At 64.7% G+C, this 26276-nt stretch carries 23 protein-coding genes; 17 read left to right on the forward strand and 6 right to left on the reverse strand.

All coding sequences use genetic code 11. From position 1 onward, the window contains the following. The first annotated feature begins 16 nt into the window (after positions 1-16). The 4 genes from carB to BN1119_RS14415 all read left to right on the forward strand — a co-directional run bounded on the left by carB (position 17) and on the right by BN1119_RS14415 (position 7807). Positions 17-3241, forward strand: coding sequence for a carbamoyl-phosphate synthase large subunit (carB, locus tag BN1119_RS14400; protein ID WP_041999331.1), 3225 nt, complete (start codon positions 17-19; stop codon positions 3239-3241). Positions 3242-3758: 517 nt separating this feature from the next. Beyond that, positions 3759-5417 carry a 2-isopropylmalate synthase gene (leuA, locus tag BN1119_RS14405; protein ID WP_041999334.1) on the forward strand — a complete coding sequence of 553 codons (1659 nt, stop codon included), beginning with the start codon at positions 3759-3761 and terminating at the stop codon, positions 5415-5417. A 208-nt stretch (positions 5418-5625) separates the two neighbouring features. Next, the gene (locus tag BN1119_RS14410; protein ID WP_167335480.1) at positions 5626-6531 is read left to right on the forward strand and encodes a GGDEF domain-containing protein; all 906 of its coding nucleotides are present in this window, start codon (positions 5626-5628) and stop codon (positions 6529-6531) included. Positions 6532-6646: 115 nt separating this feature from the next. Then, positions 6647-7807: a DUF1615 domain-containing protein gene (locus BN1119_RS14415; protein ID WP_041999337.1), complete on the forward strand. Its 1161-nt coding sequence runs from the start codon at positions 6647-6649 to the stop codon at positions 7805-7807. Positions 7808-7867: 60 nt separating this feature from the next. Here the strand turns inward: BN1119_RS14415 and BN1119_RS14420 are convergent, their stop codons facing one another. The 3 genes from BN1119_RS14420 to BN1119_RS14430 all read right to left on the reverse strand — a co-directional run bounded on the left by BN1119_RS14420 (position 7868) and on the right by BN1119_RS14430 (position 10436). After that, complete coding sequence (locus tag BN1119_RS14420) at positions 7868-8659, reverse strand: nuclease-related domain-containing protein (RefSeq protein ID WP_409337750.1); 792 nt, start codon at positions 8657-8659, stop codon at positions 7868-7870. A gap of 214 nt (positions 8660-8873) precedes the next feature. Then, entirely contained in the window at positions 8874-9428 is a 555-nt protein-coding gene (locus tag BN1119_RS14425; RefSeq protein ID WP_084205485.1) for a DUF4256 domain-containing protein, read from the reverse strand. A gap of 30 nt (positions 9429-9458) precedes the next feature. After that, positions 9459-10436: an autotransporter domain-containing protein gene (locus BN1119_RS14430; protein ID WP_244463745.1), complete on the reverse strand. Its 978-nt coding sequence runs from the start codon at positions 10434-10436 to the stop codon at positions 9459-9461. Between the two features lie 326 nt (positions 10437-10762). On the opposite strand from BN1119_RS14430, the gene BN1119_RS14435 reads away from it, so the two are divergent. The 5 genes from BN1119_RS14435 (at position 10763) to BN1119_RS14455 (ending at position 15364) form a co-directional block, all read left to right on the forward strand. Next, a complete protein-coding gene (locus BN1119_RS14435) occupies positions 10763-12049 on the forward strand; it encodes a DEAD/DEAH box helicase (RefSeq protein WP_041999340.1) in 1287 nt (428 codons plus the stop codon). A 120-nt stretch (positions 12050-12169) separates the two neighbouring features. After that, positions 12170-12808 (forward strand): DUF2913 family protein, encoded by a 639-nt coding sequence (locus BN1119_RS14440; protein ID WP_174217905.1) that lies wholly within the window; start codon positions 12170-12172, stop codon positions 12806-12808. A 266-nt stretch (positions 12809-13074) separates the two neighbouring features. Continuing rightward, complete coding sequence (locus tag BN1119_RS14445; RefSeq protein WP_041999346.1) at positions 13075-14127, forward strand: M35 family metalloendopeptidase; 1053 nt, start codon at positions 13075-13077, stop codon at positions 14125-14127. 40 nt (positions 14128-14167) lie between these two features. Continuing rightward, positions 14168-14626, forward strand: a complete 459-nt coding sequence (locus tag BN1119_RS14450; RefSeq protein ID WP_041999350.1) for a hypothetical protein — start codon at positions 14168-14170, stop codon at positions 14624-14626. A 264-nt stretch (positions 14627-14890) separates the two neighbouring features. Continuing rightward, the gene (locus BN1119_RS14455; RefSeq protein WP_041999353.1) at positions 14891-15364 is read left to right on the forward strand and encodes an SRPBCC family protein; all 474 of its coding nucleotides are present in this window, start codon (positions 14891-14893) and stop codon (positions 15362-15364) included. 74 nt (positions 15365-15438) lie between these two features. Here the strand turns inward: BN1119_RS14455 and BN1119_RS14460 are convergent, their stop codons facing one another. Further along, positions 15439-16419: a Gfo/Idh/MocA family protein gene (locus BN1119_RS14460; protein WP_041999359.1), complete on the reverse strand. Its 981-nt coding sequence runs from the start codon at positions 16417-16419 to the stop codon at positions 15439-15441. 173 nt (positions 16420-16592) lie between these two features. Next, positions 16593-17396: an inositol-1-monophosphatase gene (suhB, locus tag BN1119_RS14465; protein WP_041999362.1), complete on the reverse strand. Its 804-nt coding sequence runs from the start codon at positions 17394-17396 to the stop codon at positions 16593-16595. Between the two features lie 211 nt (positions 17397-17607). Here suhB and BN1119_RS14470 point away from each other — a divergent pair, with 211 nt between their 5' ends. Then, a complete protein-coding gene (locus tag BN1119_RS14470) occupies positions 17608-18072 on the forward strand; it encodes a hypothetical protein (protein WP_041999367.1) in 465 nt (154 codons plus the stop codon). Here BN1119_RS14470 and BN1119_RS14475 read toward each other — a convergent pair. After that, positions 18069-18686, reverse strand: a complete 618-nt coding sequence (locus BN1119_RS14475) for a TetR/AcrR family transcriptional regulator (RefSeq protein ID WP_052448071.1) — start codon at positions 18684-18686, stop codon at positions 18069-18071. The two genes, BN1119_RS14470 and BN1119_RS14475, sit on opposite strands and share 4 nt — an antisense overlap. An 89-nt stretch (positions 18687-18775) precedes the next feature. On the opposite strand from BN1119_RS14475, the gene BN1119_RS14480 reads away from it, so the two are divergent. The 7 genes from BN1119_RS14480 to BN1119_RS14510 all read left to right on the forward strand — a co-directional run. After that, positions 18776-19387, forward strand: a complete 612-nt coding sequence (locus tag BN1119_RS14480; protein WP_041999370.1) for a glutathione S-transferase family protein — start codon at positions 18776-18778, stop codon at positions 19385-19387. Between the two features lie 62 nt (positions 19388-19449). Beyond that, positions 19450-20112 (forward strand): glutathione S-transferase family protein, encoded by a 663-nt coding sequence (locus tag BN1119_RS14485; protein WP_041999373.1) that lies wholly within the window; start codon positions 19450-19452, stop codon positions 20110-20112. Between the two features lie 209 nt (positions 20113-20321). Further along, positions 20322-21848 carry an ABC transporter substrate-binding protein gene (locus BN1119_RS14490; RefSeq protein WP_041999376.1) on the forward strand — a complete coding sequence of 509 codons (1527 nt, stop codon included), beginning with the start codon at positions 20322-20324 and terminating at the stop codon, positions 21846-21848. After that, positions 21845-22807 (forward strand): ABC transporter permease, encoded by a 963-nt coding sequence (locus BN1119_RS14495; protein ID WP_041999378.1) that lies wholly within the window; start codon positions 21845-21847, stop codon positions 22805-22807. The genes BN1119_RS14490 and BN1119_RS14495 overlap by 4 nt, the downstream gene beginning before the upstream one ends. A gap of 2 nt (positions 22808-22809) precedes the next feature. Beyond that, positions 22810-23616 carry an ABC transporter permease gene (locus BN1119_RS14500; protein ID WP_041999381.1) on the forward strand — a complete coding sequence of 269 codons (807 nt, stop codon included), beginning with the start codon at positions 22810-22812 and terminating at the stop codon, positions 23614-23616. Next, positions 23613-25025, forward strand: coding sequence for an ABC transporter ATP-binding protein (locus tag BN1119_RS14505; RefSeq protein WP_041999384.1), 1413 nt, complete (start codon positions 23613-23615; stop codon positions 25023-25025). The genes BN1119_RS14500 and BN1119_RS14505 overlap by 4 nt, the downstream gene beginning before the upstream one ends. 240 nt (positions 25026-25265) lie before the next feature. Then, on the forward strand, positions 25266-26276 hold a 1011-nt coding region (locus tag BN1119_RS14510; protein WP_041999386.1), incomplete at its 3' end, for a Bcr/CflA family efflux MFS transporter.

The following is a 26276-nucleotide window of genomic DNA, read 5'->3' on the forward strand; positions in this document are numbered from 1 at the left end:
GAGGATAAAGAGAGCCATGCCAAAACGTAACGACCTACAGAGCATTCTGATCCTCGGCGCCGGCCCCATCGTCATCGGTCAGGCCTGCGAATTTGACTACTCCGGCGCCCAGGCCTGCAAAGCCCTGCGCGAGGAGGGCTACCGCGTCATCCTGGTGAACTCCAACCCGGCCACCATCATGACCGACCCCGAGATGGCGGACGCCACCTACATCGAGCCCATCACCTGGGAAGTGGTGCGCGAGATCATCAAGAAAGAGCGTCCGGATGCCGTGCTGCCCACCATGGGTGGCCAGACCGCGCTCAACTGCGCCCTGGATCTGGAGAAGCACGGCGTGCTGGCCGAATTCGGTGTCGAGATGATAGGCGCCACCGCCGATGCCATCGACAAGGCCGAGGATCGCTCCCGCTTTGACAAGGCCATGCGCAGCATCGGCCTGGAGTGCCCGCGGGCCGGCATCGCCCACAACATGGAAGAGGCGTGGAAGGTTCAAGCCGAAGTGGGCTTCCCCTGCATCATCCGTCCCTCCTTCACCATGGGTGGTTCAGGCGGCGGCATCGCCTACAACACCGAAGAGTTCGTCGAGATCTGCGAGCGCGGTCTGGATCTCTCCCCGACCAAGGAGCTGCTCATCGATGAGTCGCTGATTGGCTGGAAAGAGTACGAGATGGAGGTGGTGCGCGATCGCAACGACAACTGCATCATCGTCTGCGCCATCGAGAACTTCGACCCCATGGGGATCCACACAGGTGACTCCATCACGGTGGCGCCAGCCCAGACGCTGACCGACAAGGAGTACCAGCTGATGCGCAACGCCTCCATGGCGGTGCTGCGCGAGATCGGCGTCGAGACCGGCGGATCCAACGTCCAGTTCGGCATCAACCCCAAAGACGGCCGCATGGTCATCATAGAGATGAACCCGCGAGTGTCGCGCTCCTCCGCGCTCGCCTCCAAGGCGACCGGTTTCCCCATCGCCAAGATCGCCGCCAAGCTCGCCATCGGTTACACCCTGGACGAGTTGATGAACGACATCACAGGCGGCCGCACCCCGGCCTCCTTCGAGCCGGCGATTGACTACGTGGTCACCAAGATCCCGCGCTTCAACTTCGAGAAGTTCGCCGGTGCCAACGACCGTCTCACTACCCAGATGAAGTCCGTCGGCGAAGTGATGGCCATTGGCCGCAACTTCCAGGAGTCCCTGCACAAGGCCCTGCGCAGCCTCGAGACCGGCAAGACCGGCTTCGACCCCATGGTGGATCTGAACGCCCCCGATTCCCTGACCCGCATCCGCCATGAGCTGCAGGATGCCGGCAGCGACCGGATCTGGTACATCGCCGATGCCTTCCGCGCCGGTCTCTCCATGGACGGCGTGTTCAAGCTGACCAAGATTGACCCCTGGTTCCTGGTGCAGATCGAAGAGATCGTCAAGCTGGAAGAGCAGGTGAAAGAGCGCGGCATGGCGGGCCTGGATGCCGACTTCCTGCGCGCCTTGAAGCGCAAGGGCTTCGCCGATGCCCGCCTGGCCAAGGTGCTGGGCGTGGCCGAGACCGAGGTGCGCAAGCTGCGCGCCCGTCACGAGATCTTCCCGGTCTACAAGCGGGTCGATACCTGCGCGGCCGAGTTCGCCACCAACACCGCCTACATGTATTCGAGCTATGACGAGGAGTGCGAGGCTGCACCCACAGGCCGCGACAAGATCATGATCATCGGCGGCGGCCCGAACCGCATCGGTCAGGGCATCGAGTTCGACTACTGCTGCGTGCACGCGGCCCTGGCCCTGCGCGAAGACGGTTACGAGACCATCATGGTCAACTGCAACCCGGAAACCGTCTCCACCGACTACGACACCTCCGACCGCCTCTACTTCGAGCCGGTGACCCTGGAAGACGTGCTGGAAATCGTGCGGGTCGAGCAGCCCAAGGGCGTCATCGTCCAGTACGGTGGCCAGACCCCGCTGAAGCTTGCGCGAGCATTGGAAGCGAACGGCGTGCCTGTCATCGGCACCAGCCCGGACGCCATCGACCGCGCGGAAGATCGCGAGCGTTTCCAGACTGCCGTCGAGCGCCTTGGCCTCAAGCAGCCGGAAAACGGCACCGTCACCGCCCTGGAGCAGGCAGTCCTGCTGGCCGAGCGCATCACCTATCCCCTGGTGGTTCGCCCCTCCTACGTGCTGGGTGGCCGCGCCATGGAAATCGTCTATGACGAGCAGGACCTGCGCCGCTACTTCGCGGAAGCCGTGAGCGTCTCCAACGAGTCGCCGGTGCTGCTGGACCGCTTCCTGGACGACGCCACCGAGGTGGACGTGGACGCCATCTGTGACGGCGTGGACGTGGTCATCGGCGGCATCATGGAGCACATCGAGCAGGCCGGTATCCACTCCGGTGACTCCGCCTGCTCCCTGCCGCCCTACACCCTGTCCAAGGCCATCCAGGACGAGATGCGCGAGCAGGTACGCAAGCTGGCGCTGGAGCTCGGCGTCGTGGGCCTGATGAACGTGCAGTTCGCGGTGAAAGAGAACGTGATTTACCTCATCGAGGTGAACCCGCGCGCTGCCCGTACCGTGCCCTTCGTCTCCAAGGCCACAGGTGCGCCGCTCGCCAAGATCGCCGCCCGGGTCATGGCCGGTCAGAGCCTGAAAGAACAGGGCTTCACCACAGAGATCATCCCGCCCTACTACTCGGTGAAAGAAGTGGTGCTGCCGTTCGCCAAGTTCCCGGGTGTCGACCCGCTGCTGGGGCCGGAAATGCGTTCCACCGGCGAAGTCATGGGGGTGGGCAGCAGTTTTGCCGAGGCGTACGCCAAGGCCCAGCTGGGTGCCGGTCACCAGGTGCCGAGCGAAGGTCGCGCCTTGCTCTCCGTGCGCCACGGCGACAAGGAGCGGGTGGTCAACCTGGCCGCCAAGCTGCTGGAGCTCGGCTATGAGCTGGACGCCACCCACGGCACCGCCGTGACCTTAGGCGAAGCGAGCATCAACCCGCGTCTGGTCAACAAGGTGCACGAAGGTCGTCCGCACATTCTGGATCGCATCAAGAATGGCGAGTACACCTACATCGTCAACACCGCCGAGGGTCGTCAGGCCATCGAGGACTCCAAGCAGCTGCGCCGCGGTGCCCTGCAGCACAAGGTGGCCTACACCACCACGCTGCACGCGGCCTTTGCCACCTGCATGGCCATCAGCGTCGATGCCACCGCCAATGTGAACTCGGTGCAGGAGCTGCATCAGAAGGTCAATAACCGCTAAGGGCAGCGCGGGAGATGTGCTCCCGCTCTTGCACGCAGGTTGCGAGCCATGAAAAACCCCGCCAGCACTGGCGGGGTTTTTGTTGTGTGCCCGTGTCGTCAGGGACAAGCTGAGCGGGGAACGCTATAAAAAGGTTTAACTATCCCTTAAATAGCCATTTGGCAGGCAATGATTGCGTAATTTGTGCCTTTTACTGCAATCTTTGCAATCTCTCACCCGGATTACTTCCCTATACTGGTTTCTCATCACACAAGGTCGTCTGCGCCTGCAAGAGCGGGGTGCGAGGATCAGGGCCAGTTGCTTATCCGGCAACCCAGGCCGGCCCCGGTCATCCACCGGGGTCACAGGAAACCGGTTGTGGGGTTACCGCCTGCGCAACCGTCAGGGCCGACGTTACCGCGCCAGCCTGCTTCCCTCTCCTTACCCCGTCTGCTTGCCAGCCCAGTCGTGTCGTTGCTGCCCCTCATCGCCCGCAACGGCGCCGCGCCTCAAGGACATCAGCCAAGGGAATCAGAATATGAGCTTCGATCATCGCAAATACCGCCCGGCCCCCGTCATCGCTCTGGCGGACAGGCAGTGGCCCAACCGGGTGCTTGAGCGGGCCCCGACCTGGTGCGCCGTGGATCTGCGGGACGGCAACCAGGCGCTGGTCGAGCCCATGACGGTGGCCCAGAAGCTGCAAATGTGGGCCCTGATGACCCACATCGGCTTCAAGCACATAGAAGTGGGCTTCCCGGCGGCTTCCCAGCCCGACTTCGACTTTGTGCGCGAACTCATCGAGCGCAATCTCATTCCCGATGACGTCACCATCCAGGTGCTGGTGCAGGCCAGAGAAGATCTCATCGCCCGTACCTTCGAGGCCCTCAAGGGGGCGAAACGGGCCATCGTCCACGTCTACAACTCGGTCAACCCGACCCAGCGCAACTATGTGTTCAACACAGGTCGCGACGGGGTCAAGGCCATTGCCGTGCAGGGGGCGCGCTGGGTGCGGGAGTACGCGGACCGCAATCCGGGCACAGAGTGGAGTTTCCAGTACTCGCCGGAGAGCTTCAGCAGCACAGAGGTGGAGTTTGCGGTCGAGGTGTGTGACGCCGTCATCGACCAGTGGCGCCCCGCCGCCCGCCCCATGATCCTGAACCTGCCCGCCACTGTGGAGGTGAGCACCCCCAACGTGTTCGCGGATCAGGTGGAGTGGTTCTGCCGCCACCTCAAGGCGCGCCCCGAGGTGAGCATCTCCATCCACACCCACAACGATAGAGGTTGCGGTGTGGCAGCTGCCGAGCTGGCGGTGCTGGCGGGGGCCGATCGCATCGAGGGCACCCTGCTTGGCAACGGGGAGCGCACCGGCAACATGGATATCGTCACCATGGCCATGAACCTCTACAGCCAGGGGATCGATCCCGAGCTGGACCTGTCCGACATGGATGCCATCGTCGCCACCGTGGGGGCCTGCACCCAGATTGCCCTGCACCCGCGCCACCCCTATGCCGGCGAGCTGGTCTACACGGCGTTTTCCGGCAGCCACCAGGACGCCATCCGCAAGTCCCTGGCGGCAGAAAAACCGGATCACTACTGGGACGTGGCCTACCTGCCCATAGACCCCGCAGATTTGGGCCGCAGCTACGAGGCGGTGATCCGCATCAACAGCCAGTCCGGCAAGGGAGGGGTCACCTATCTGCTGGAGCGCGATCTGGGCCTGCAACTGCCGCGCTGGCTGCAAATCGACTTCAGCCGCCGGGTACAGGCCCAGGCCGAGGCCAGCAGCAGCGAGGTGAGCCCGGAGCAGATCCGCGCCCTGTTCGAGCAGCATTATCTGGAGCCCGCCCACGGCTATCGCATCGGCCGCTTCCAGCTTGGTCGCGACAGCCAGGAGAGCCTGCGCCTCGAGCTGCAGACCCCGGGCGGCAGCTTGCAACTCGATGGCGAGGGGGAAGGGGCCATCACGGCCCTGGTCAACGGCTGGCAGCGCCAGACCGGCATGCACATCGACGTGCTGGACTACTCCGAACATGCCCTCAGCGCCGGCACCGAGTCCCGGGCTGCCGCCTATGTGCTGCTGAGCGTCGATGGCAAGCGCCAGTGCGGGGTCGCCATCGGCCGCGACGTGGTCAGTGCTTCCTTGCAGGCGGTGATCAACGGCGCCGCCCAGGTCGAGGCCCTGCGCCAGAGCGCCTGAGGCGGCGACATGGCCCCTGAGCCATAGGATGGCGGCGCAACCGCATGAAGCATCCCCTGACCATATGGTGAGGGGATTGTTTTTTATGGAAAAACTGGCTCACAATACGGACGGTCATGCAATCCTGGGCGGCGCCCTGGGACATCAGGCTGATCGGGTGGCCGAGTGGCCGCTGGTGATGGAGGACATGCCCTTTGGAGACAGCGTTATGATGAAGTCCCCTCTCAGATTGTCCGTGCACCCCGCCAGACTCTTTTCGCTGCCCCCGGGCCGCCGTCTCGCTCTGCTCTGCCTGCTATGCCTGTTGTTGCTGACGTCGGGCCTGGATGCCGCCAGCTTCGCGCGCCTGCCAGAGCATAACCTCTACACCATCGGCGCCCTGGCCGAGATCATCAATGTGCTGACCCTGCTGTTCATGTTCTGGGTGGTGCAGTGTGCCGCGCTATCTCCGCGAACCTATCTTTTCCTCACCCTGGGTCTCGGGGGCTGGCTGGTGTCGGGCACCATAGATCTGATGGACGAGGCCTACTTCCAGCCCTGGTGGCTCTCCACCGTGGAGGACAGCCTGCGCAGTCTCGGCATGGTCGCCACGGCCTGGGGCGGACTGCTGATGGTGCAACAGATGTATGGCACCCAGGTGCGGCTTTCGTCTCTGGCCATGTCCGACGAGCTCACCGGGCTCTCCAATCGCCGCGCGTTTCGCGTCGTGCTGGCGTCCCACGCCGAGGAGGGCACGCCGCTCCTGTTGTTGGACCTCGATCACTTCAAGCAGATCAACGATCGTCACGGCCATGATACGGGTGACGATGTGCTGCGAGATTTCAGCACCCTGCTGCGCCGCCTCTGCCCACCGGACGGGGTGGCGGCGCGCCTGGGGGGCGAAGAGTTTGCCATGCTGCTGCCCGGGTTTTCGAGCAGCCAGGCCCGGGATCTGGCTGAACGGATCCGCAGCGAGACCGAGGCGCTGGGGGCGGGGGAAGGCATTCCCTTCACCGTCAGTCTGGCGGTCGGCACCTGCCGCGCCGGGGAAGAGGTGGGGGAGTGGATCCGGCGCACCGATCTGGCTCTCTACCAGGCCAAGGCGCGGGGGCGCAACCGGGTCGAGCTGGCGTGATGATGCCAGGCAGGCCTGCGCCCTTCAGATTGCCCGCCCCATCCACTACAATGGCCCCCTGTTTGCGTTCGGGGCTCCCATCCGGGATGAGGGGCCCGCACCCTAGGAAGCCTTCATGATCCCCTCTCACCGTTATTCCTTCGCCCCCTGGCGCCTCGGCGCACTGCTGGCTGCCGCCGTGCTGGCGGGCTGCGCCAGCGAACCCCTTGCCCCGGTACAGGATGCGGCGGCCATCGCCAAGCTGCCCAAGGCGATGCAGCCGCAAAAACCGGCCGACATGAAGAGCCGCATCGTGCGCTTCCTGCCGCGCCAGGTGCCAGACAAGCCGGGCTGGGCCAACGACGTGGTGACGGCGCTCTCGACGCAGGGACTGACGGTGAGCGATCACAATGTCTGCAGCGTGCTGGCGGTGGCGGAGCAGGAGGCCACCTATCAGGCGGATCCCGTGGTGCCCAACCTCAACAAGATTGCCTGGAAGGAGATCAACGCCCGGGCTGCCAAGCTGCTCATTCCCGAGTTCGTGGTGCGCACGGCCCTCTCCATCAATTCCCCCACTGGCAAGAGCTATGCCGAACGCATCGACAAGCTTCGCACCGAGCGGGAGATGAGCGAGATCTTCGAGGACATGATAGGCATGCTGCCCATGGGCAGACGGCTCTTTGGCGACCTCAATCCGGTGCGCACCGGCGGCCCCATGCAGGTGAGCGTGGCCTTTGCCGAGGCCAACGCCCGGGGCTACCCCTATCCCGTCAAGGAGTCCATCCGCCACGAGGTGTTCACCCGCCGTGGCGGCATCTGGTTTGGCACCAGACACATCTTCGGCTATCCCGCCGACTACCCGGACACCCTCTACCGTTTCGCCGACTTCAATGCAGGCTGGTACGCGAGCCGCAACGCCGCCTTCCAGGCCGCGGTGAGCCGGGTCAGCGGCAAGCCCCTGGCCCTGGACGGGGATCTCGTCCGCTACGACTCGGATCTGCCCGGCAAGACGGAGCTGGCGGTGCACAGCATCGCCAGCCGCGTCAACATGAGCAAGCAGGCCATCCACCAGAGCCTGAAGCTGGGAGACAGCAGCGAGTTTGCCAAGACCGACCTCTACTACAGGGTCTTCGCCCTGGCCGACCAGCAGGCGGGCAAGCGCCAGCCTCGCGCCATCTTGCCCGGCATCCAGCTAAAGAGCCCCAAGATCACCCGCAACCTCACCACCGCCTGGTTCGCCAAGCGGGTGGATGACAGGGAGCAGGCCTGCGTCAGAAAGATGGCGACCATTCGCTAAAAAGGATCAAGGGCGGCCCATGGGCCGCCCTTGTTTCAGTTCCAACCGCATGTTCAGGGTTCAGGCCCTGGTGTCCTGTGTCGCCGCGCCATGGCGCGTCTTCGCAAGGGTCAGCACCCCCCTGCATGTCGGGTAGCCGCTGCATCCCCAGAACTGATGGCCTCTGTTTTCTCCCCGGCTGGCGGTACGCAAGACCATGGCATTGCCACATCTTGGGCAAGACGGGCTCGGATCATCGAGCGGTTGGCGGGTGACAGGGGAGGGCACCTTCCCCTTCTCCTCAGGTTCGGTGGCTGCGAACAACGGCTTGCGTGGCGCCTCGCCGTGGCGCGCCTTCAGCTGGGCCACATGCTGTCTGTGGGTCTGCCAGTTGGGAGCCAGTCGTTCCTGCTGTATGGTCTCGACCACCCGGATGACCTCGGCCGGGGTCAAGACAGGAGTGGTCTTCCCTTTGATATGGCGAATCAATCCACGGTGCATGACGTTGTCCGGCATGGGGGTCTTGAAGGTGCAATCGCCAATAAAGCAGATGACAGAATGGAGCTGATGGTCCGCTAGCCCCAGCAGGGATTTGAGAGTCATCATGTGCAGGTGGTTCTGGTGCAGGGGGTTCTGAAAGCTGTACCTGCGGCGATAGATGTGCTGGGTCCAGCGTTTATGGGCCGGGTTGCCGACGATCCAGCCTTTCATGTTTTTGGTCTCGATCACGAAGATCCCGAAGCGCGACACAATGACATGGTCTATCTGGGTGCTGCCCTGGGGGATGGGCAGGGTCACGTCCTTGAGCAGGTGATATTCCCGCTGGTCGAGCAAGAGACGGAGGCCGAGACTGATCACCCACTCCCCGACCATCCCCTTGAACCAGGGGGTCTTGATCAGAACGGCAATCAGCAGCAGGGGGAGCAGATAGCCGAGGGGGATAGCAAAGGAGCAATAACGGCAGTGAAGTCCATTTCACCGAGTCTCCATGGTGTCTTGTTGAAGGGGCCTGCCTCGAGAGGGCGCAGCTTGCTGCATCTGGGGAACTTGCGCCTTGACCGGTTGCCTGTCTCTGTCGCTCGGCGTACTAGACCCGCAGCAGGCCGCGAAAGCCCCTGGCGGCATAGTAGGACTGGGGGCCGTTGTGGTACAGGAACACGCTGTCGTAGCGGCGATCGCAGAACAGGGCGCCGCCGAGCGTCCTGATCGCCTCCGGGGTCTGTATCCAGCTCGATGTCTTGGCATCGAAGCAGCCCAGGGTCTGCAGCGCCCGATATTCGGCCTCCGTCAGCAGTGAGATGCCCATCTTGGCGGCCAGCTCGGTCGCGCAGCCTGCGGGCTTGTTCTCCTTTCTCGACGCCAGTGCCGCGCCGTCATAACAGAGGCTCCTGCGTCCACTTGGACTCTCGGCGCTGCAGTCACAGAAGAGAAACTGCCCGCTCTGGCGATCCTGGCCGATGACATCGGGCTCACCGCCGCTGCTCTCCATCTCGTGGAGCGAGCGCAGCGACTGGGGGCTGACATCGAGTCTGGCGCGCACCTGTGACCAGGTGATCCCCTGGTGGCGATGCTGGTGCCGCTCGAAGCGGGCCTGCAAGGTGGCGAGCAGCTCATCAATCTGCGTCTTGGTCAATTTCATCATGCTACCTCGTTCTCGTTGGGGTTTTCGCCGTCAGAAACTCATCGCCAGACCGATGGCGTAGCCGCTGGTGTTGTTGCCGAACATGAAGCGGTACATGAGGCGGGTGCGGGTGACCAGCACCTGGTATTTGCTGGAGTCGAGCTCGAAACCGACCCCGATGGAGTTGAGGGCGTTGAAGCCGAGCAGGCCCCGCTGATCCCCCAGGTATTCGGTGCGGGCTCCCTCCAGCACGTAGCGCAGCGGCCGATCGAGCAGGGTCCACTCAAACAGGGGGGCTCGGCGGCGCAGATAGATGCCGATGTTCTCGGCGTTCGCCTCGCCCCTGACACTCGGGCTGGTGCCAAAGGTGCTTTGCAGATGGAGGAAGGAGTAGCGAAACTCGGCGTCGATATCCTGGCTGTCGGAAAACAGCTCGTAGTCGAGCATGAGGGAGCCGCCGAGGCCATAGACGTTGAGTTGGCCGTTATCGAGAAAATCGAGGCCGCGCCCCGTCTTGCGATTGAGGTACCAGTTGCCTATCTGGATGTCGCTCGCCACAGTGCCAAGGGAAAAATTGGCGATGGGGCGCAGTACCCAGTTGGGGGCTATGGTGAAGTCCCAGCCGATGCCGCCGGTGGCGGTCAGGCTGTTCCATTTGGCCGGGATGAGGCGGCTCTCTGCCCCCTGGCTGATGACGAACTTGGGGTCGTAGCGGCTGTAGCCCAGGTTGCCTTCCAGATAGATGGGGACCTCCTTGCTCATGGTGGCCCCTCCACCCAGCTGGCTCATGGTCAATGCCGCCTGTTGACCGCTGCCCCCCGAGATATCCAGATTGCTGGAGGTGATGTCGGGGATCACGTTGAAGGTCATCAGGGAGACCACGGCATTGGCCCGCTCCTGCAAGCGGGCATCGACGGCGCCGTCTGCGGCCAGGGCGGGCAGGGCCCAGCAGCTGATGGCCAGCAGCGAGATGCGCCCGGCGCCCCCATGGCGCGGCGTGCGTCTGTGGTCAAATGGCGTCGCTCCCATACCTCTTCCCTGTGATGGCGCCCGGTCCGGGCGAGGATGGTTCGAGTCTACCTCAGGAACCGGCGGCGTTCATCGCCGCGCCGCCCTGGTTGGGCCAGAAAAGGGATCCCGGGCCTGCCGCGCCGCGTCCTCGCCCGCCAGATGGGGTTGGGGGCTTGCCGGGGCGATTATTTGCCACGCATTGGCGCCGAAAATTTGTTACACTCCGCGCCCGCCATTTTCCGGCTCGCCTGCAGACCCTGTCAGGCCAGGCCGATCCCTGGCATCCCCAGTGGCCCGCCGGGCCGCAGACAACGACAGCTTTGCTGGAACACAGGAAACCCATGATGAAATTTGAATCATTCGATTTTGCCCCCGAGATTTTGCGCGCCGTCTCGGAGTGTGGTTATCAGGAGATGACCCCTGTGCAGCAACAGGCGATCCCGTCCATACGCCGTGGTCAGGATGTGCTGGCCAGCGCCCAGACCGGGACCGGCAAGACGGCCGCCTTCGCCCTGCCCATACTGCAGCGCCTGGTAGACAACCCCGCGCCGGTGCAGCCGTCCAACACCCGGGTGCTGATCCTGACCCCGACCCGCGAGCTGGCGGCCCAGGTGGCGAGCAACATCAAGGATTTTGCCAAGTACCTGGATCTCGGCGTGCTGACCATTGTCGGCGGCGGCAAGCAGGACGTGCAGGCCCGTCGCCTCAAGGCCGGTGCCCACATCATAGTGGCGACCCCGGGGCGGCTGCTCGAACACCTCACCGCCTGCAACCTCAGCCTCTCCGGGGTCGAGACCCTGGTGCTGGACGAAGCGGACCGTATCCTCGACATGGGGTTCAGCGCCGATGTGCAGCAGATCCTGCAAGCGGTCAACAAGGCGCGCCAGAGCCTGCTCTTCTCCGCCACCTTCTCCGATGGCGTCAAGAAGCTGGCCAAGGTGATGCTGGACAGGCCGCAGATCGTCAGCGTCAACAAGCAGAACTCCACCGCCGACACCGTGAGCCACACCGTCTATCCGGTGGAGCAAAAGCGCAAGCGCGAGCTGCTCTCCGAGCTGGTCGGTACCAAGAACTGGCAGCAGGTGCTGGTGTTTGCCAGCACCCGCGACAGCTGTGACGAACTGGTGGCAGAGCTCAACCTCGATGGCATCAAGGCCGCCGTGGTCCACGGCGAGAAGGCCCAGGGCAGCCGTCGCCGCGCCCTGCGCGAGTTCATGGAAGGCAAGGTGCGGGTGCTGGTCTCCACCGAGGTGGCGGCCCGGGGCCTGGACATCCCGAACCTGGAATACGTGGTCAACTATGACCTGCCCTTCCTGGCCGAAGATTACGTCCACCGCATCGGCCGCACCGGCCGCGCCGGCAAGAGCGGCATGGCCATCTCCTTCGTCAGCCGCGAGGAAGAGCGTACCCTGCTGGAGATAGAGGCACTGATCGGTCAGAAGATCCGCCGCATCATGGTGCCGGGCTACGAGGTGAGCAGCCGGGACGAGCTCATCAAGCAGCTGCAGGAGCGTCGCCGCTTTGGCAAGAAGCCCCAGCGTGCTGACAACGCCGCCGCCCAGGTGATGGCCGAGGCCAAGTTGCAGAGCCAGCGTGCCCGTCTGCGCAAGACGGCCCGCAAGGCCAAGTAAGTCGAGGGCCGCCGGGGGATCCCCGGCCGGTGTCTACCCTGTTCAAAGGCGCCTCGGCGCCTTTTTGATGACGAGGCTTGTGAGCCTCCCCGGATCTGCCCAGGAGTCGTGATGAGCGATGTGAGAGTGCAAACCTATAACCAGGCCCTGCTGGAGATGGCCAGCGCCAGTCTGGCCGAACTGGCCCGCACCGGGGCGGGGCGCGCCCCCCGCACCCAGGCTCAGGAGAGCCACTTTCTGAGCCTCTGGCTCGCCGATTCCCTCAAGGAGAAGCGCTTCTCCCGCCTGGTGATGGAGGATCTCAAGGGCTGGGTGCAGCAGGCGCGCACCCAGGGGGCGGGGGCCGATCTCAAGGGATTGCTGTCGCGCATCGTGCGTCACTACAGCCAGGCGGCGAGCGAGGGGCTGGGGGCCCGTCTGATGGCGCTGCTGGACGACTGCGAGCAGGCGGGCTGGCAGCGGATCACCGAGTACGCGCTCGATGGCAAGGCCAGGCTCGCAAGCCAGGGACAGGCCTCCATCGTCATCTGCGCCGCCGAGCTGGCCAGCGCCCTGGCGGGGGATGAACTGGTGGCGCCGCTCACCCTCTATGTGCGCGGCGACGAGCAGCAGCTGGCCTGGTTCGCGCAGTGCCACGGCCTGCTCATCGGCCAGGGCAACAAAAAACAGACCCGGGTGAAGCATCACAAGGGACACCTGCTGATGCCCGCCAACGCCCTGCCTGCCCTGGCCCTGCTGGCGCAAGAGCGTCGCATCTGAACCCGCCAGGTCTGCCCTTCCTCTGACTCAGCCAACCCCGATCCCGCATCGGGGTTTTTTGTGGCTCGCCTCTGCCAGCCTGGCGTCGCTCTCTGCCGCATCCCCGTCTTCTGGCCCCTTGGCCCCGCCATCTGGGGGGCCTCTGCCGAGCCCCCCGTACGGAGGGGCTTCCCCCATATGGAGGGCGGGGGCCGGGGGGCATCTGCCTTAGGGTGGTTTGGCCCCAAAGAGGGCCGGAAGCAAACCAATCATTTCAAGGAGAGAAGATGAAAGCGACACCGATAGCCCTGCTGCTGGCGGGCCTGCTGGGTTCCCCCCTCTGCGCCGCGAGTCTGGATGCCAGCCTGACGCTGCAAGAGGGAGCAGGGGAGGATGTGAGAGTACGGGTGACCTTGACCAACCAGAGCAACAAGCCGGTGCGGCTGCTCAAATGGCAGCTGCCGGGCGGGGACGATGCCCCCCTGTTTGTGGTGGAGCGCGATGGTCAGCCCGTGGCCTATCAGGGGGCCCTGATCAAGCGTGCCCAGCCGGGGGCGCAGGACTACCAGCGCCTGGCCGCCGGCGAGAGCCTGGTGCTGGAGGCGGAAGTGTCCGGCCTCTATGACATGAGCGCCCAGGGGGAGTACAGCATCCGCTATCGCCTGCCCCGGCTGCCGGGGGAGGGAAACACCAAGGGGGGGCGTAGCGCCAAGGCGGCCGCCGATGCCGGGGAGTCCAACGCCGTTAGCCTCTGGCTGGACGGGGTCGCGAGCGACGAGCGGGTACTGGCCAAGGCCCAGATCGCCGAACCGGCCGCCGCCGGGGGCTCGGTGAGTTTCACCGGCCGCTGCACCAACAGCCAGAAGAGCCAGATCGTCTCCGCCCTGGATGCCGCCGGCACCATGACAGCGGACTCTCTTGCCTATCTGGCGGTGGACAAGCCAGATGGCCAACGTTATCGCAGCTGGTTCGGCGCTTATGACGCCAGCCGCTGGAGCCAGGCCGAGGGTCACTTCGACAAGGTGAGGGAAGCCATCGCGGACAAACCGCTCACCTTCGACTGTGGCTGCAAGCAGAGCTACTTTGCCTACGTCTACCCGGATCAGCCCTACAAGGTCTATCTGTGCAAGAGTTTCTGGAGTGCGGCCAATACCGGCACGGATTCCCGCGCCGGCACCATCATCCACGAGCTGACCCACTTCAATGTGGTGGCAGGCACGGATGATCTGGGTTACGGTCAAGCCAATGCCCGCAACCTGGCGAGCACGGACCCGGTCGCGGCGCTCAACAACGCCGACAGCCACGAATATTTTGCCGAGAATACCCCGAACGAACAGTGAATCGACAGGGGGCCTCGGCCCCCTTTTTGATGGAGGCAACATGATGGCACTCCTGCTCGGCAGCGCCCTTGGCCTGGGCGCCTTGCAGTGCGAGTTAGACGTCAGGGCCCAGAGCCGGGTCGATGAGCCCCTGGCCCTGGCCATGGCGCTCAGCAATCAGGGAGAAGATACCCTGGAGGTGCTGAGCTGGTTTACCCCCTTCGAAGGCTGGTTTGCCGACGCCATCGATCTGACCCTGGATGGGCAGGTCATCCCCTACCAGGGACCGCTGGCCAAGCGGGGCGACCCTGGCGCCGATGACCGGCTGATCATAGGCCCCAGGCAGCGGATCAAGGCCGAGGCCGAACTGACCCAGGTCTATGATCTGAGCCGTCCAGGGCACTACCGCCTCAGTTACCGTTCCATGCCGGTGCAAGATGATCAGGAGCTGAGCCCCAGGTGTCCCCCTGTGCGCTTCGAGCGGCTGGCCCTGCCCGCGAGCGAGGAGCCGGCGCAGTGACGCAGGGCCTTTCATTGGTCCGGCATGGCCAAGAGCGGCTGTGCCGGGCTGCCGTCCCGTAGCGAAATAGCTCTCTTTCTTGGCCTGAGCCCAGGGCGCGTGCCCAGCCGACTTTTCCAGGCCGACGCGCTTGACCCCCTTGTTTATACTCTGTGCTGGCTCTGGGGCCAGTCTGTTCATTCCCTGTCCCTGCGAGTCAGCTGACGGCGCCCTGTTTGGCGCCCCTTTTTACCGACCCTGCCCGGGCCACAAGGGAGCACTGCCATGATGGATGAAGAGTTTGACCAGCAGCGGGATCTGCTGCTGGAGCGGCTGATCGCGGCCTCGCCGGAGGCGCTTTATCGTTGCTGGACCGAGCCCGCACTGTTGGTGCGCTGGTTTGCCCCCATGCCCTGGCGCACCCTGAGCGCCGAGCTGGATCTGCGGGTGGGGGGCGCCAGCCTGGTGGTGATGGGGGGGCCCAATGGGGAGAAGATCCCCTGTCCCGGCGTCTATCTGGCCCTGGAGCCGGGGCGGCGCATCGTCTCCACCGATGCCTATGTGCGCCCCTGGTTGCCGTCGGCCCGCCCCTTCATGACCCTGATCCTGAGCTTCACTCCCGAGGGGGAGGGCACCCGCTACCGGGCATGGGTACGCCACTGGAGCGAGGCGGATCGCCAGGAGCATGAGGCCATGGGGTTTCACAGCGGCTGGGGCCTGTGCACCGATCAACTGGCCGAGCTGGCGGCGACCCTCTAGGAGCCCGGTGACAGGTCAGAGGCAAAAAAAGAGGCCCCGCAGTGCGGGGCCTCTTGTTGTCGCCGAGCATCCAGTCAGGCGTGATCGGCCGGGAAGTGTACCCCGACCTGTTGCCGCACCTGGGTGATGATCCTGGCGGTCTCGATGGAGCGCGCCACGGCGGCCTCGTCCATCTGGCCTGCGGCTATCTGGGCGGCGAAGGCGCTGGCCTCATAGATCATGCTGTTGGCGGACTGGGGCTGGCCCAGATCTTCACGCCGGCCATCCCGGCCGACCCAGGTAAGGCCGGTGCTCTCGGAGAGGTGCTCTATGATGAAGGCCCCCTCGCTGCCCTGGATCTCGCTCGGGATGAAGGAGTCGGACACCTTGGAGTGGCTGATCACCAGCTCGAAGGCCGGATAGTGCAGCAGCACAGTGCCATGGATGTCCACTCCGGTTTCCAGCAGTTCGCCGCTGGCCGTGACCCGCTCGGGGGCACCGAACAGGGCGACGGCGCTCGCCACGCAGTAGTAGCCGATATCCATAATGGAGCCGTTCGAGAAGGCGGGATTGAAGGTGTTGGGGTGCTCGCCGGCCAGGTATTTGGGCCAGCGGGAAGAGTATTGGCAATAGCTGAAGCTGGCACGGCGCGCCTGACCGAGCCGGGGCAGCTGTTCGGCCAGCTGGCGGAAGTTGGGCAGGTAGGCGGTCTTGAACGCCTCGAACAGCACCACACCCTGCTCCCGGGCGCAGCGGTACATGGCCTCGACCTCGCTCAGGTTGGAGCCGAGCGGCTTCTCGCAGATCACGTGCTTGCCCGCCTTGAGCAGTTGCAGGGTATGGGGGCAGTGCAGGGAGTTGGGACTGGCGATGTAGACGGCATCGAAGCAGGGGCTGGCGGCGAACTCGGCGAGATCGTCGAAACAGGCCGGATCATCATACTGGGCGGCGAAGGTCTCCGCGCTGGTCCGCTGCCGCGAGTAGACGGCGGTCAGCTGAAAGGCCTTGCTCAGCAGCGCCGCTTCGATGAATTTTTCTGTGATCCAGTTGGTGCCGATCACCGCGAGTCTGATCATGGGGTTGCTCCTTGTAACGACATGCAATTGCAAGAGGGGGCAGGGTGGGCGCTCATCATAGCCCAACTTGTCCCTCGGCCCTACCATGGCGGCTCGCCTGGTTGGAAAAATGAGACGAGGAGAGAGAAATAAAAAAACCCGGCCTGGGCCGGGTTTTTGGGGAGTGGGCTGGCTTACTTGGCCAGGGACTCCGGCAGGTTTTCACGGATCTTGCCGAGCATCTCTTTGAGGACGCGCGGGTTGGCAACGACGATGTTGCCGGAGTTTTCGTAGTTGTGACCACCGACGAAGTCGGTGACGATGGCGCCGGACTCTTTGGCCAGCAGCTCACCGGCGGCGGTGTCCCAGGGCTTGAGACCGATTTCCCAGAAACCGTCGATACGACCGGCGGCCACATAGGCCAGATCCAGGGCGGCGGAGCCGGCACGGCGGATGTCGGCACACTCCACGAACATGCTCTGGAACATCTTGAGGTAAGGCTCGATGTGGTGCTTCTGCTTGAACGGGAAGCCGGTGGCCAGCACAGTGCCGGAGAGGTCTTTTGCCTTGCCGACGCGGATGCGGTAACCGTTCAGCTGGGCGCCGTTACCACGGGTCGCGGTAAAGAGCTCGTCACGGATGGGATCGTAGACGACGGCCTGTTCGGTCTTGCCCTTGACGCGCAGGGCGATGGAGACGGCAAAGTGCGGAATGCCCTTGACGAAGTTGGTCGTGCCATCCAGTGGGTCGATGATCCATTGGTAGTCCGGATTGGTACCGGCAATCTCACCAGACTCTTCAGCGACGATGCTGTGTTCCGGGTACGATTTTTTGATGGTGTGAATGATGGCCGCTTCGGCGTCACGGTCAACGTTGGTCACGAAGTCATTGCTGCCTTTCTGGATAGCCTCGATGTTCTCAGGCTGGGAGAAGGCTTTTACTACTACTTGACCGGCGTTGCGCGCAGCGCGCACGGCGATATTCAGCATCGGATGCATAGGTTCACCACTGGATGTTAAAGAACGGGGATAAAAGGACGCGAAATTATAGCAGCCCGTCCCAGGATAGCAACTCATATTGCCGAGGCGGGGGGAGATAAGGATAGTGCGCGGCGAGAGCTGACTTTAGATGACCATTTGGTCTAATCTTGTCTCGCCAGACCACTGGCACGTGTAATAACAAGCTCCATCACTCATAGGGATGTGTCGTATGAACTTGTCATTAGTCAGTCAAAAACCGTCGTCAGTGGCGGTCAACGGGTTGCTGCGGGCGTTGCAAGAGTCCGTCGATGTCGAACCCTATTTCAATCGCATCGTGGTGACAAGCCCGAGTCAATGGAAGCCGACTCGCGACGAGGCCGCCATCTTGCTGCTTGACGACGAGGCCGGTTGGCCTGCGCCTGTGCTGGGGGAGGCAGGGGAGGCCATCGGCCTGCCCGTGCTGCCCCTGCTGGTGTGCGAGGGTCAAGGTCCGGGCGGGGCCAGTTCCCGGCGAGGACCGGATGTGCGCGATCCCCGCTATTACTTCGTATCCAACGGCATCGTCATGGATGGTCACGAGTGGGAAGATCCGGCCAGCAGTCGGCTGCTGGTGGATAAACTGGCATCCTACTTCCCGTTGTTGTCCCGTCTGAGCCTGCTTCGTCAACGCAGCCCCCTGGGCTCCCTCAATTAGCGCTCTCGCTCCCCAGTGATGGGGTGACGCTGCCACAGGGCGAGCTGTTGCCTGAGGGTGGTCATGTCGGCGCGCAAGGTGTCGTCATGGCCCCCCCCTTTCCCGAGCAGGACCCAGCCCTGCACATGGACGAACAGAAAGCGCGCCAGGGCCTCGACATCTGTCTTGGGGGCCAGGTCTCCCTCTCGCATTGCCACCTGACACGCATGGGCCAGGGCCTGCTGCAACTCTCTATGCATATCCAGGATGCGCTCCCGCACCCTGGGTTGATCCATGGCGCCTCCCAGCTGGGTATTTTGCAAGAAGCAGCCGGGATTGTCGGGTTGGCTCAGGCGCAGCGCCAGGGCATCGAGCCAGCCGTGCAGCGCCGCCAGGCCGCCCTTGTCGCACAGCAAGGGTGCCATGCGTTTGCGCGAGACCTGCTCCAGATAGTGATCGAGTGCCAGCTGAAACAGAGCCTGCTTGTCACCGAAGCTGTTGTAGAGGCTGAAACGGTTGATGCCCAAGGCATCCACCAGATCCTGGATCGAGGTCGCCTCATAGCCTTTTTGCCAGAACAGTGTCATGGCTTGTTCCAGCTTTTCGGCTGGATCGAATGCGGTTTTGCGTGCCATGTTTCCTCCTGCCGTGACTATAACAAATTCTTGACCGCTCGTTTAGATAAGACTAGTTTCTAACTGTTCGTTTAGAAATGGAGAGCAGGATGAAAGTCTATGAATTGCGGCGTGCCCCCAATGCGCGCCGGGTACGGATGTTCTTGGCGGAGAAAGGAGTCGACATGGTCTATGAGCAGGTCGATCTCGGCGGGGGCGAGAACCTGAGCCCGGCGTTCCTGGCCAAGAACCCGGTCGGGCGCATTCCCGTGCTGGCCCTCGACGATGGCAGCTATCTGAGCGAGTCGGTCGCCATCTGTCGATACTTCGAGGAGCTGTATCCGGAAAACAACCTGTTTGGTACCACGGCGCTGGAGCGGGCCCAGATAGAGATGTGGAGCCGCTTCATCGAGTTCAATCTCTGGCTGCCAGCCGGCATGGCGTTTCGTCACATCACCGGCTTCTACAAAGACCGTGAAAATTGTTTCCCCGAGTGGGGCCAGGAGTGCAAACAGCTGGCGAGCCAGTGGTTTGCCAAGCTGGAAGAGAGACTGCAAGTATCCGCCTATATTGCGGGGGATCGCTTCACCATCGCCGACATCCTCGCCATCTGCGCCATAGATTTTGCCGCCAGAACGCTGGAACTGCACATCGCCGATGAGCAGACTGCCCTCAAACGCTGGTATGATGCGGTCTCAAGCAGACCCAGTGCTCAGGCCTGAGTCGCGACCCTGCCATGAGCCTGCTGGCACCCTCGCCGTGCCAGACAACCAAGGAGAAGATGATGATCGATTTTTACACGGCCGCCACGCCCAATGGGTTCAAGGTGTCGATCGCCCTCGAGGAGCTGGGCTTGCCTTACCAGGTGATCCCGCTGGATTTCTCGACCATGGAGCAGAAGAAGCCCGAGTTTCTGGCCATCAACCCAAATGGTCGCATCCCGGCCATCGTCGATCGGGACAACGGTGACTTCGCCGTGTTCGAATCCGGCGCCATCCTTATCTATCTGGCGGAAAAAACCGGCAAGCTGCTGCCGCAGGATCCCAAGCGCCGCTCCCAGGCCATCCAGTGGCTGATGTTCCAGATGGGCGGCGTCGGCCCCATGATGGGGCAGGCCAACGTCTTCTACCGCTACTTCCCCGAGAAGATCCCGGCGGCCATCGAGCGCTACCAGAAGGAGGGGCGCCGTCTGTTCGAGGTGCTCGACGGTCACCTGGCGCACCATGAGTACCTGGCCGACGAATACAGCATCGCCGACATCGCCACCTGGCCCTGGGTGCGCATTCACGACTGGAGCGGCGTCTCCATCGAGGGCTTGGTGCATTTGCAGGCCTGGATGGCGCGCATGGAAGCCAGACCCGCCTGCCAGAAGGGCATTACCATTCCGCCGCGCAACGAAAGCCCCGAGGATCAGGTCAAGCGGGCGCAGCAGATGGTGACCCGCTAGGATGATGACGATGGCCCGATGACGGGCCATCTCTTTTTATGATTGCCGCCCCATTGCCCGCCCTTCACGCCTGCTGGACCGCTCACCTGCTCCGCCTTTGCCGCTGCAAATAAGCCATCTATCAAAAATGAAAAGTCATTCATTCCGATTAATTGTTATGTTATAACGCACCACTTTGGTTGCTAATCATTATCGTTTGGATGGAAAGGATGACAAAAATACACGCCCGTTGGGGATGGTGCGCCCTGGTGTTGATGGCCGGGATGAATGTTGCTCACAGCAAGCCGCTGGCCATGGTGGGGCCCTGGGAGATCCACAGTGTCGACCCTGCCAGCAACGGGGTCTTCTTTACCCGCATGCAGGTGGCGGAGACCCTGGTGGAGGTCGACAGCCTGGGCAATCTGCAACCCGGGCTCGCCAGCCAGTGGTCTCACTCCGAGGATGGTCTGCAATGGCGATTCACCCTGCGCCCCGGGGCCCGCTTTCACGATGGCAGCGAGGTGAGTGCCGAGCAGGTCGCCTTTGCCCTGCAGCAGGCATGGCGCAAGCCCGGCGTCATAACCAGCGCCCCCATCGCGTCCATCGAGGCCCATGAGGGGGCCCTGCTGATCACCCTCACCGGCCCCTTCGCGCCCCTGGCCGCCGTGCTGGCTCACCCCAGCACCCAGATCCTGGCGAAGGGGGCCTATGATGCGAAGGGGGAGGTGACCCAGGTCATCGGCTCAGGCCCCTATCGCATCACCCGGTTGCAGCAGCCCCAGCGAGTCGAGACCGAGCGCTTCGACGGCTGGCAGGGCCCCCAGCCTGCCATCTCGCAGGTGAGCTACCTGACGGTGGGCCGTGCCGAGAGCCGCACCCTGATGGCCGAGAGCGGTCAGGCCGACATCGCCTGGGGGCTGGATCCGGTCAGCATCCGCCGCTTGCAGCAGGCGCCCCGGGTCTCCATCGTCTCCGTTACCCTGCCGCGCACCATACAGCTCAAGCTCAATGGGGCCGATCCTCTTCTGAAGGATCCGGCGGTGCGCCGCGCCCTCAGCCTCGCCATCGATCGCCGTGGCATGGCGGCGGCCCTGCTGCGGGATCCCGAGATGGCGGCGACCCAGCTCTTCCCTCCCACCCTGGGGGAGTGGCATCAACCCGGGCTGACCCCGCTCGCCTATGACGTCAAGGCGGCTCAGGCGGCCTTGGCGGCGGCAGGCTGGCTGCCGGGGGCGGATGGCGTGCTGCACAAGGGGGAGGAGCGTTTCGCCCTGACCCTGCGCACCTTCCCGGATCGCCCGGAATTGCCCCTGCTGGCCACGGCACTGCAGGCGCAGTGGAAGGCGGTGGGGGTGGATCTCAAGGTGGCGGTGGGCAACTCGAGCGAGATCCCGGTCGGTCATCAGGATGGCTCGCTCCAGCTCGGCCTCTATGCCCGCAACTATGCCCTGGTGCCCGATCCCCTGGTCACCCTGCTGGGGGATCTGGCCCCCGCCGGTGCCGACTGGGGGGTGATGAACTGGCACTCCCCGGCCATGGCGCAAACACTGGCCCGCCTTGGCAAGGAGACACTGCCCGCAGGGGAGGCCGCGGCACTGCGCCGTGACATCGCCACCACCCTGCAGCAGGAGTTGCCCCTCCTGCCCATCGCCTGGTATCGCCAGAGCGCGGCGGTCAGCCGTGAGCTGAAGGGCTTTGAGCTGGATCCCCAGGAGCGCAGCTACCGTCTGGACAAGCTCGCATGGAGCGCACAATGACAGCGGCGCCCTTCTCAGCCGTCATGGGAATACTGGGCCAGCGCCTGGTGCAGGCGCTGATGGTGGCGCTGCTGGTGGCCGGGCTCTGCTTTCTGATGGTGCAATCCCTGCCCGGGGACATCGCCTTTCGCATCGCCGCGGGCCGCTACGGCTATGACTATGTCACCGCCGAGGCCGCCAACGCGGTGCGAAGCGAGCTGGGGCTGGCCGGCTCGGCCCTCTCCCGCTTCGGTGACTGGCTGGGCGCCCTGCTGCAGGGGGATCTTGGCAGCTCCCTGGTGACGGGCGCACCTGTGGCCAGCGAGGTGGGCCACCACCTGGGGGCCACCCTGTCCCTGGCGGTGGCCGCCGTGGCCCTGGCCCTGTTGCTGGCGCTGCCGCTCGGCAGCCTGAGCGCCCTGCGTCCGGGGGGATGGTGCGATCGCCTGACCCTGGGCTGGAGCGTGCTGATGCGCGCGCTGCCTCCCTTCCTGCTCGGCCTGGTGCTCATGGTGCTGCTCTCGGTGGAGCTGGGCTGGGTCAGCGCCGCCGGTCACGGGGAGGGGAGCAACCTGCTGTTGCCCGCCCTCACCCTGGGGCTGGGGCTTTCGGGTGTGCTCTCCCGGGTGGTGCGCGAGAGCGTGCTCACCGTGGTGCAGTCCGGTTATTACCGCTTCGCCCTCACCAAGGGGCTCTCCCCCGCCCGGGTCTTCAGGCGTCACGGCCTGCGCAATACCGGGGTCAGCGTCATCGCCTACACAGGGGTTCAGATGGTGCTGCTCATCGAAGGGGTCGTGGTGGTCGAGAGCCTGTTTGCCTGGCCCGGCATCGGTCATGCCCTGGTGCATGCCATCTTCTGGCGCGACATCCCCATGGTGCAGGGAACCGTGCTGGTGCTGGCGGCGCTCTTCGTGCTGCTCAATACCCTGACGGATCTGCTCTGCCTCGCCATCGATCCCCGCGGTCCCAAGGAGTCCTGATCATGTCTTTCTCTATCAAGGCGGGAGCAAGCCTGCTCCTGCTGGTGGTGCTGTTCGCGCTGCTTGGCCCCGTGCTCTGGCCCGATCCCGCCGCCCAGGATCTGGTGCAGTTCCTGGCCGATCCCTCCTGGCAGGAGCCGCTCGGGCGGGATCAGATGGGCCGCAGCCTGATGGCGCGGCTCGCGGCGGCGACCCGGCTCTCCCTGCTGCTGGGGATGCTGTGCGTCCTGACGGCGGCCCTGCTGGGGTCGCTGTTGGGCTGGCTCTCAGCCTGGCGCGGTGGCTGGGTCGACGGCCTGCTGCGCAGCCTGGCCGATGGCGTGCTGGCCCTGCCGAGCCTGCTGCTGGTGCTGCTCTTCTCCGCCATGGCCCAGGGGGGCTTCGCCATCCTCTATCTCGGGTTGGCCATGGCCCAGTGGGTGGAGTACTACCGTGTGGTGCGGGCCCGCAGCCGGGCGCTGCTTGCCTCGCCCCAGGTGGAGGCGTCCCGGCTGCTGGGCTTTGGCAACGCCCACATCCTGCGGCGCCACCTCTGGCCCGAGCTGGCTCCCCAGCTGCTGACCATGATGGCCTTTGGCCTCGCGGGGGCCATCCTGACCCTCTCCACACTGGGCTTCGTCGGGGTGGGCATCCAGCCACCCACCCCTGAGCTCGGCCTGATGATGACGGAGGCGCTGCCCCACTATCAGGAGGCGCCCCGCCTGCTGCTGGCCCCCATACTGGTGATGGGAGTCATGCTGCTGGCCCTGGTGCTGCTCAATCAGAAGGGCACGCTTCATCCTGGATCCCCACAAGGAGTCACCCCATGACGACCATTCATATCAAGGGCCTGCAGGTGGATGACGGCCGACAGACCCTGCTGCAGGCGCTGGATCTCACCCTCTATCCCGGCAGCGCCTTGACCCTGATAGGGGAGAGCGGCTCGGGCAAATCCCTGCTGGCCCATGCCCTGATGGGGACCCTGCCTGACCCCCTGCGCGGCCGAGGCGAGATGGCGATGGGCGGCCTGTGCCACAGCCTGGCGGACCCCCAGGCCCTGCGCGCCCTCTGGGGGCGGGAGCTGGCCATGCTGCCCCAGGAGCCGGTGCTGGCGCTGGATCCCACCATGGGGCTGCTGCCCCAGGTGGAGGAGGGCTGGTTGGCGGGAGGCAAGGAGGCACGCTCACGGGCGCGGGACGCCCTCGAGCGGCTCGGGCTTGCCGGGCGGGAGCGCCACTTCCCGCACCAGCTCTCCGGGGGCATGGCCCAACGGGCCGCCTTTGCCGCCGCCACCCTGGGGCAGGCGCGCCTGCTCATCGCCGACGAGCCCACCAAGGGGCTCGACCGCCGGGCCGGTGCCAGGTTGCAGACATTGCTGCAGGGCTATCTGACCGAGGGGCGTCACCTGTTGACCATCACCCATGATCTCTCCCTGGCCCGGGCGCTGGGAGGCTGGGTGCTGGTGGTCAAGGGGGGTGAGGTCGTGGAGCAGGGGCCCGCCGAGCAGGTGCTGCAGGTGCCTTCCCATGCCTACACCCGCGCCCTGCTGGCGGCGGAGCCCTCGGCCTGGCCCGAGGCCGTGCATCCCCCGACCGGCGACTGGCTGCTCAGGGGGGAGGGGCTCGCCATGGGCTACGGGGAGCAGACCCTGTTCGAGGGGCTGGATCTGCCACTGGCCCGGGGGGAGCGGCTCGCCATCATGGCGCCGAGCGGTGCGGGCAAGAGCACCCTCGGCAATGTGCTGCTGGGGTTGCAGCGCCCTCTGCGAGGGCGGGTGCTGCGCCAGGGGGGCATAGCCCCCCACCGCTGGCAGAAGCTCTATCAGGATCCGGTGCAGGCCTTCGCCAGCCGGGTGCGTCTCGCCACCCAGTTTGACGATCTGCTGCGCCTGCACCGGCTGCCCCGCCAGCCCCTCACCGACTATCTGGCGAGGCTCGGCCTCGACGAGAGCCTGCTGAGCCGGCTGCCGAGCCAGGTCTCCGGGGGGGAGCTGCAACGGCTGTCCCTGATCCGGGCCCTGCTGCTGCGCCCCGTGCTGCTGTTTGCCGATGAACCCAGTTCCCGGCTCGATCCCCTGAGCCAGCAGCAGACCATCGCCTGCCTGCTGGGGGCGCTGGGGGAGATAGGTTGCGCCCTGCTGCTGGTGACCCATGACGAGGCGCTGGCAGGCAAGGTTGCCGGGCGCTGCCTGCGACTGGGAGAACCGGCTCCCGCCCCTCAGCTGGCGCGGGCCGGATAAGGTGGTACCCGCCACGACGGACGGGGCATCTGCCCCGTCATATTAGAAAAACTAAGGCAAGGCGATTACAAAGATTCGTTCGTGTTTCGTGATCCGAATCACTAACATGGCGGCCATTAAAGGGAGCTGATCTGCTCCCTGCCAGCCCGGGTTCTCCGGGTTGTCACTACTCATCCAGATCTGACAATCACTCCTCCCCCGCGGTGAGGAGCGCACTGCTTTTGATGTCGTGGAGCGCAAATGAATCGGCACAGCTTTTATCCCCTGTTTTGCCTGACCATCCTCATGGTCGCCGTGGGCCAGATGACCCAGACCCTCTATGTGCCCTCCATCCCTGTGATGGCGGCGGATCTGGGGGTGAGCTCCGCCTCCTTACAGGCGGTGATGGCCTGCTATCTCATCCCCTACGGCCTCTCCCAGTTCGTCTATGGCCCCGTCTCTGACAAGTGGGGGCGCCGCCCCGTGCTGCTCGTCGGGATGATGGTGTTTCTGCTGGGGACCCTGACCATACAGCTGATCCCGACGGCGACGGCCCTGCTGGTGGGCAGCTTCATCCAGGGACTGGGCACAGGGGCCGGTGGCGCCATGAGCCGCACCCTGATGCGGGATCGCTACAGCGGCGCCGAGCTCAACCGCGCCAACAGCCTGGTGAGCATGGGGGTGATCTTCTCCCCCCTGCTGGCACCCGTGCTGGGGGGCTGGTTGACCGAGCTGTTCGACTGGCGCGCCGGCTACTGGTTCCTGTTCGGCTTCGGCGCCCTGACCACGCTGGCGCTGCTGGCCTGGTTCGTCGAGACACTGCCGAAGGAACGTCGCCAGCCGCTGCGGGTGCGGGCGGCCTATCGCCATGTGCTCGGCAACCCGCGCTTTCAGGGCAACCTGCTCTGCCTGATGGCCACCTTCGCGGGGCTGGCGGTATTCGAGGCGGCGGCCGGGGTACTGCTCGGCGACGTGCTCAAACTGAGCGCCCGTACCGTCAGCGTGCTGTTCGTGCTGCCGCTGCCGGGCTACCTGTTCGGCGCCTGGCTCTCGGCCCGCCTCAGCTTTCGCCTGAGTCAGGGCAGGCTGATGCGCCTTGGCATCATCTTCCTGGCGCTGGGGGCCCTCATCATTCTGGTGTCCGGGTTGTTGGGGGTGGTGAATGCGGCCTCCCTGGTGGGTGGGGCGGCGGTCTACTTCATCGGCAGCGGCATCCTCTACCCGACCGCCACCTCCTGCGCCATCGAGCCCTTCCCGGGTCAGGCGGGTACC

It is taken from the genome of Aeromonas bivalvium, assembly GCF_000819765.1.
Taxonomy (GTDB): Bacteria; Pseudomonadota; Gammaproteobacteria; order Enterobacterales; family Aeromonadaceae; genus Aeromonas; species Aeromonas bivalvium.

Bases quoted from the DNA above. Each gene is read 5' to 3' on its own strand.
- carB (WP_041999331.1), top strand. From the start codon at position 17: ATGCCAAAACGTAACGACCTACAGAGCATTCTGATCCTCGGCGCCGGC.
- leuA (WP_041999334.1), top strand. From the start codon at position 3,759: ATGAGCTTCGATCATCGCAAATACCGCCCGGCCCCCGTCATCGCTCTG.
- BN1119_RS14410 (WP_167335480.1), top strand. From the start codon at position 5,626: ATGATGAAGTCCCCTCTCAGATTGTCCGTGCACCCCGCCAGACTCTTT.
- BN1119_RS14415 (WP_041999337.1), top strand. From the start codon at position 6,647: ATGATCCCCTCTCACCGTTATTCCTTCGCCCCCTGGCGCCTCGGCGCA.
- BN1119_RS14420 (WP_409337750.1), bottom strand. From the start codon at position 8,659: ATGGTCGGGGAGTGGGTGATCAGTCTCGGCCTCCGTCTCTTGCTCGAC.
- BN1119_RS14425 (WP_084205485.1), bottom strand. From the start codon at position 9,428: ATGATGAAATTGACCAAGACGCAGATTGATGAGCTGCTCGCCACCTTG.
- BN1119_RS14430 (WP_244463745.1), bottom strand. From the start codon at position 10,436: ATGGGAGCGACGCCATTTGACCACAGACGCACGCCGCGCCATGGGGGC.
- BN1119_RS14435 (WP_041999340.1), top strand. From the start codon at position 10,763: ATGAAATTTGAATCATTCGATTTTGCCCCCGAGATTTTGCGCGCCGTC.
- BN1119_RS14445 (WP_041999346.1), top strand. From the start codon at position 13,075: ATGAAAGCGACACCGATAGCCCTGCTGCTGGCGGGCCTGCTGGGTTCC.
- BN1119_RS14450 (WP_041999350.1), top strand. From the start codon at position 14,168: ATGATGGCACTCCTGCTCGGCAGCGCCCTTGGCCTGGGCGCCTTGCAG.
- BN1119_RS14455 (WP_041999353.1), top strand. From the start codon at position 14,891: ATGATGGATGAAGAGTTTGACCAGCAGCGGGATCTGCTGCTGGAGCGG.
- BN1119_RS14460 (WP_041999359.1), bottom strand. From the start codon at position 16,419: ATGATCAGACTCGCGGTGATCGGCACCAACTGGATCACAGAAAAATTC.
- suhB (WP_041999362.1), bottom strand. From the start codon at position 17,396: ATGCATCCGATGCTGAATATCGCCGTGCGCGCTGCGCGCAACGCCGGT.
- BN1119_RS14470 (WP_041999367.1), top strand. From the start codon at position 17,608: ATGAACTTGTCATTAGTCAGTCAAAAACCGTCGTCAGTGGCGGTCAAC.
- BN1119_RS14475 (WP_052448071.1), bottom strand. From the start codon at position 18,686: ATGGCACGCAAAACCGCATTCGATCCAGCCGAAAAGCTGGAACAAGCC.
- BN1119_RS14480 (WP_041999370.1), top strand. From the start codon at position 18,776: ATGAAAGTCTATGAATTGCGGCGTGCCCCCAATGCGCGCCGGGTACGG.
- BN1119_RS14485 (WP_041999373.1), top strand. From the start codon at position 19,450: ATGATCGATTTTTACACGGCCGCCACGCCCAATGGGTTCAAGGTGTCG.
- BN1119_RS14490 (WP_041999376.1), top strand. From the start codon at position 20,322: ATGACAAAAATACACGCCCGTTGGGGATGGTGCGCCCTGGTGTTGATG.
- BN1119_RS14495 (WP_041999378.1), top strand. From the start codon at position 21,845: ATGACAGCGGCGCCCTTCTCAGCCGTCATGGGAATACTGGGCCAGCGC.
- BN1119_RS14500 (WP_041999381.1), top strand. From the start codon at position 22,810: ATGTCTTTCTCTATCAAGGCGGGAGCAAGCCTGCTCCTGCTGGTGGTG.
- BN1119_RS14505 (WP_041999384.1), top strand. From the start codon at position 23,613: ATGACGACCATTCATATCAAGGGCCTGCAGGTGGATGACGGCCGACAG.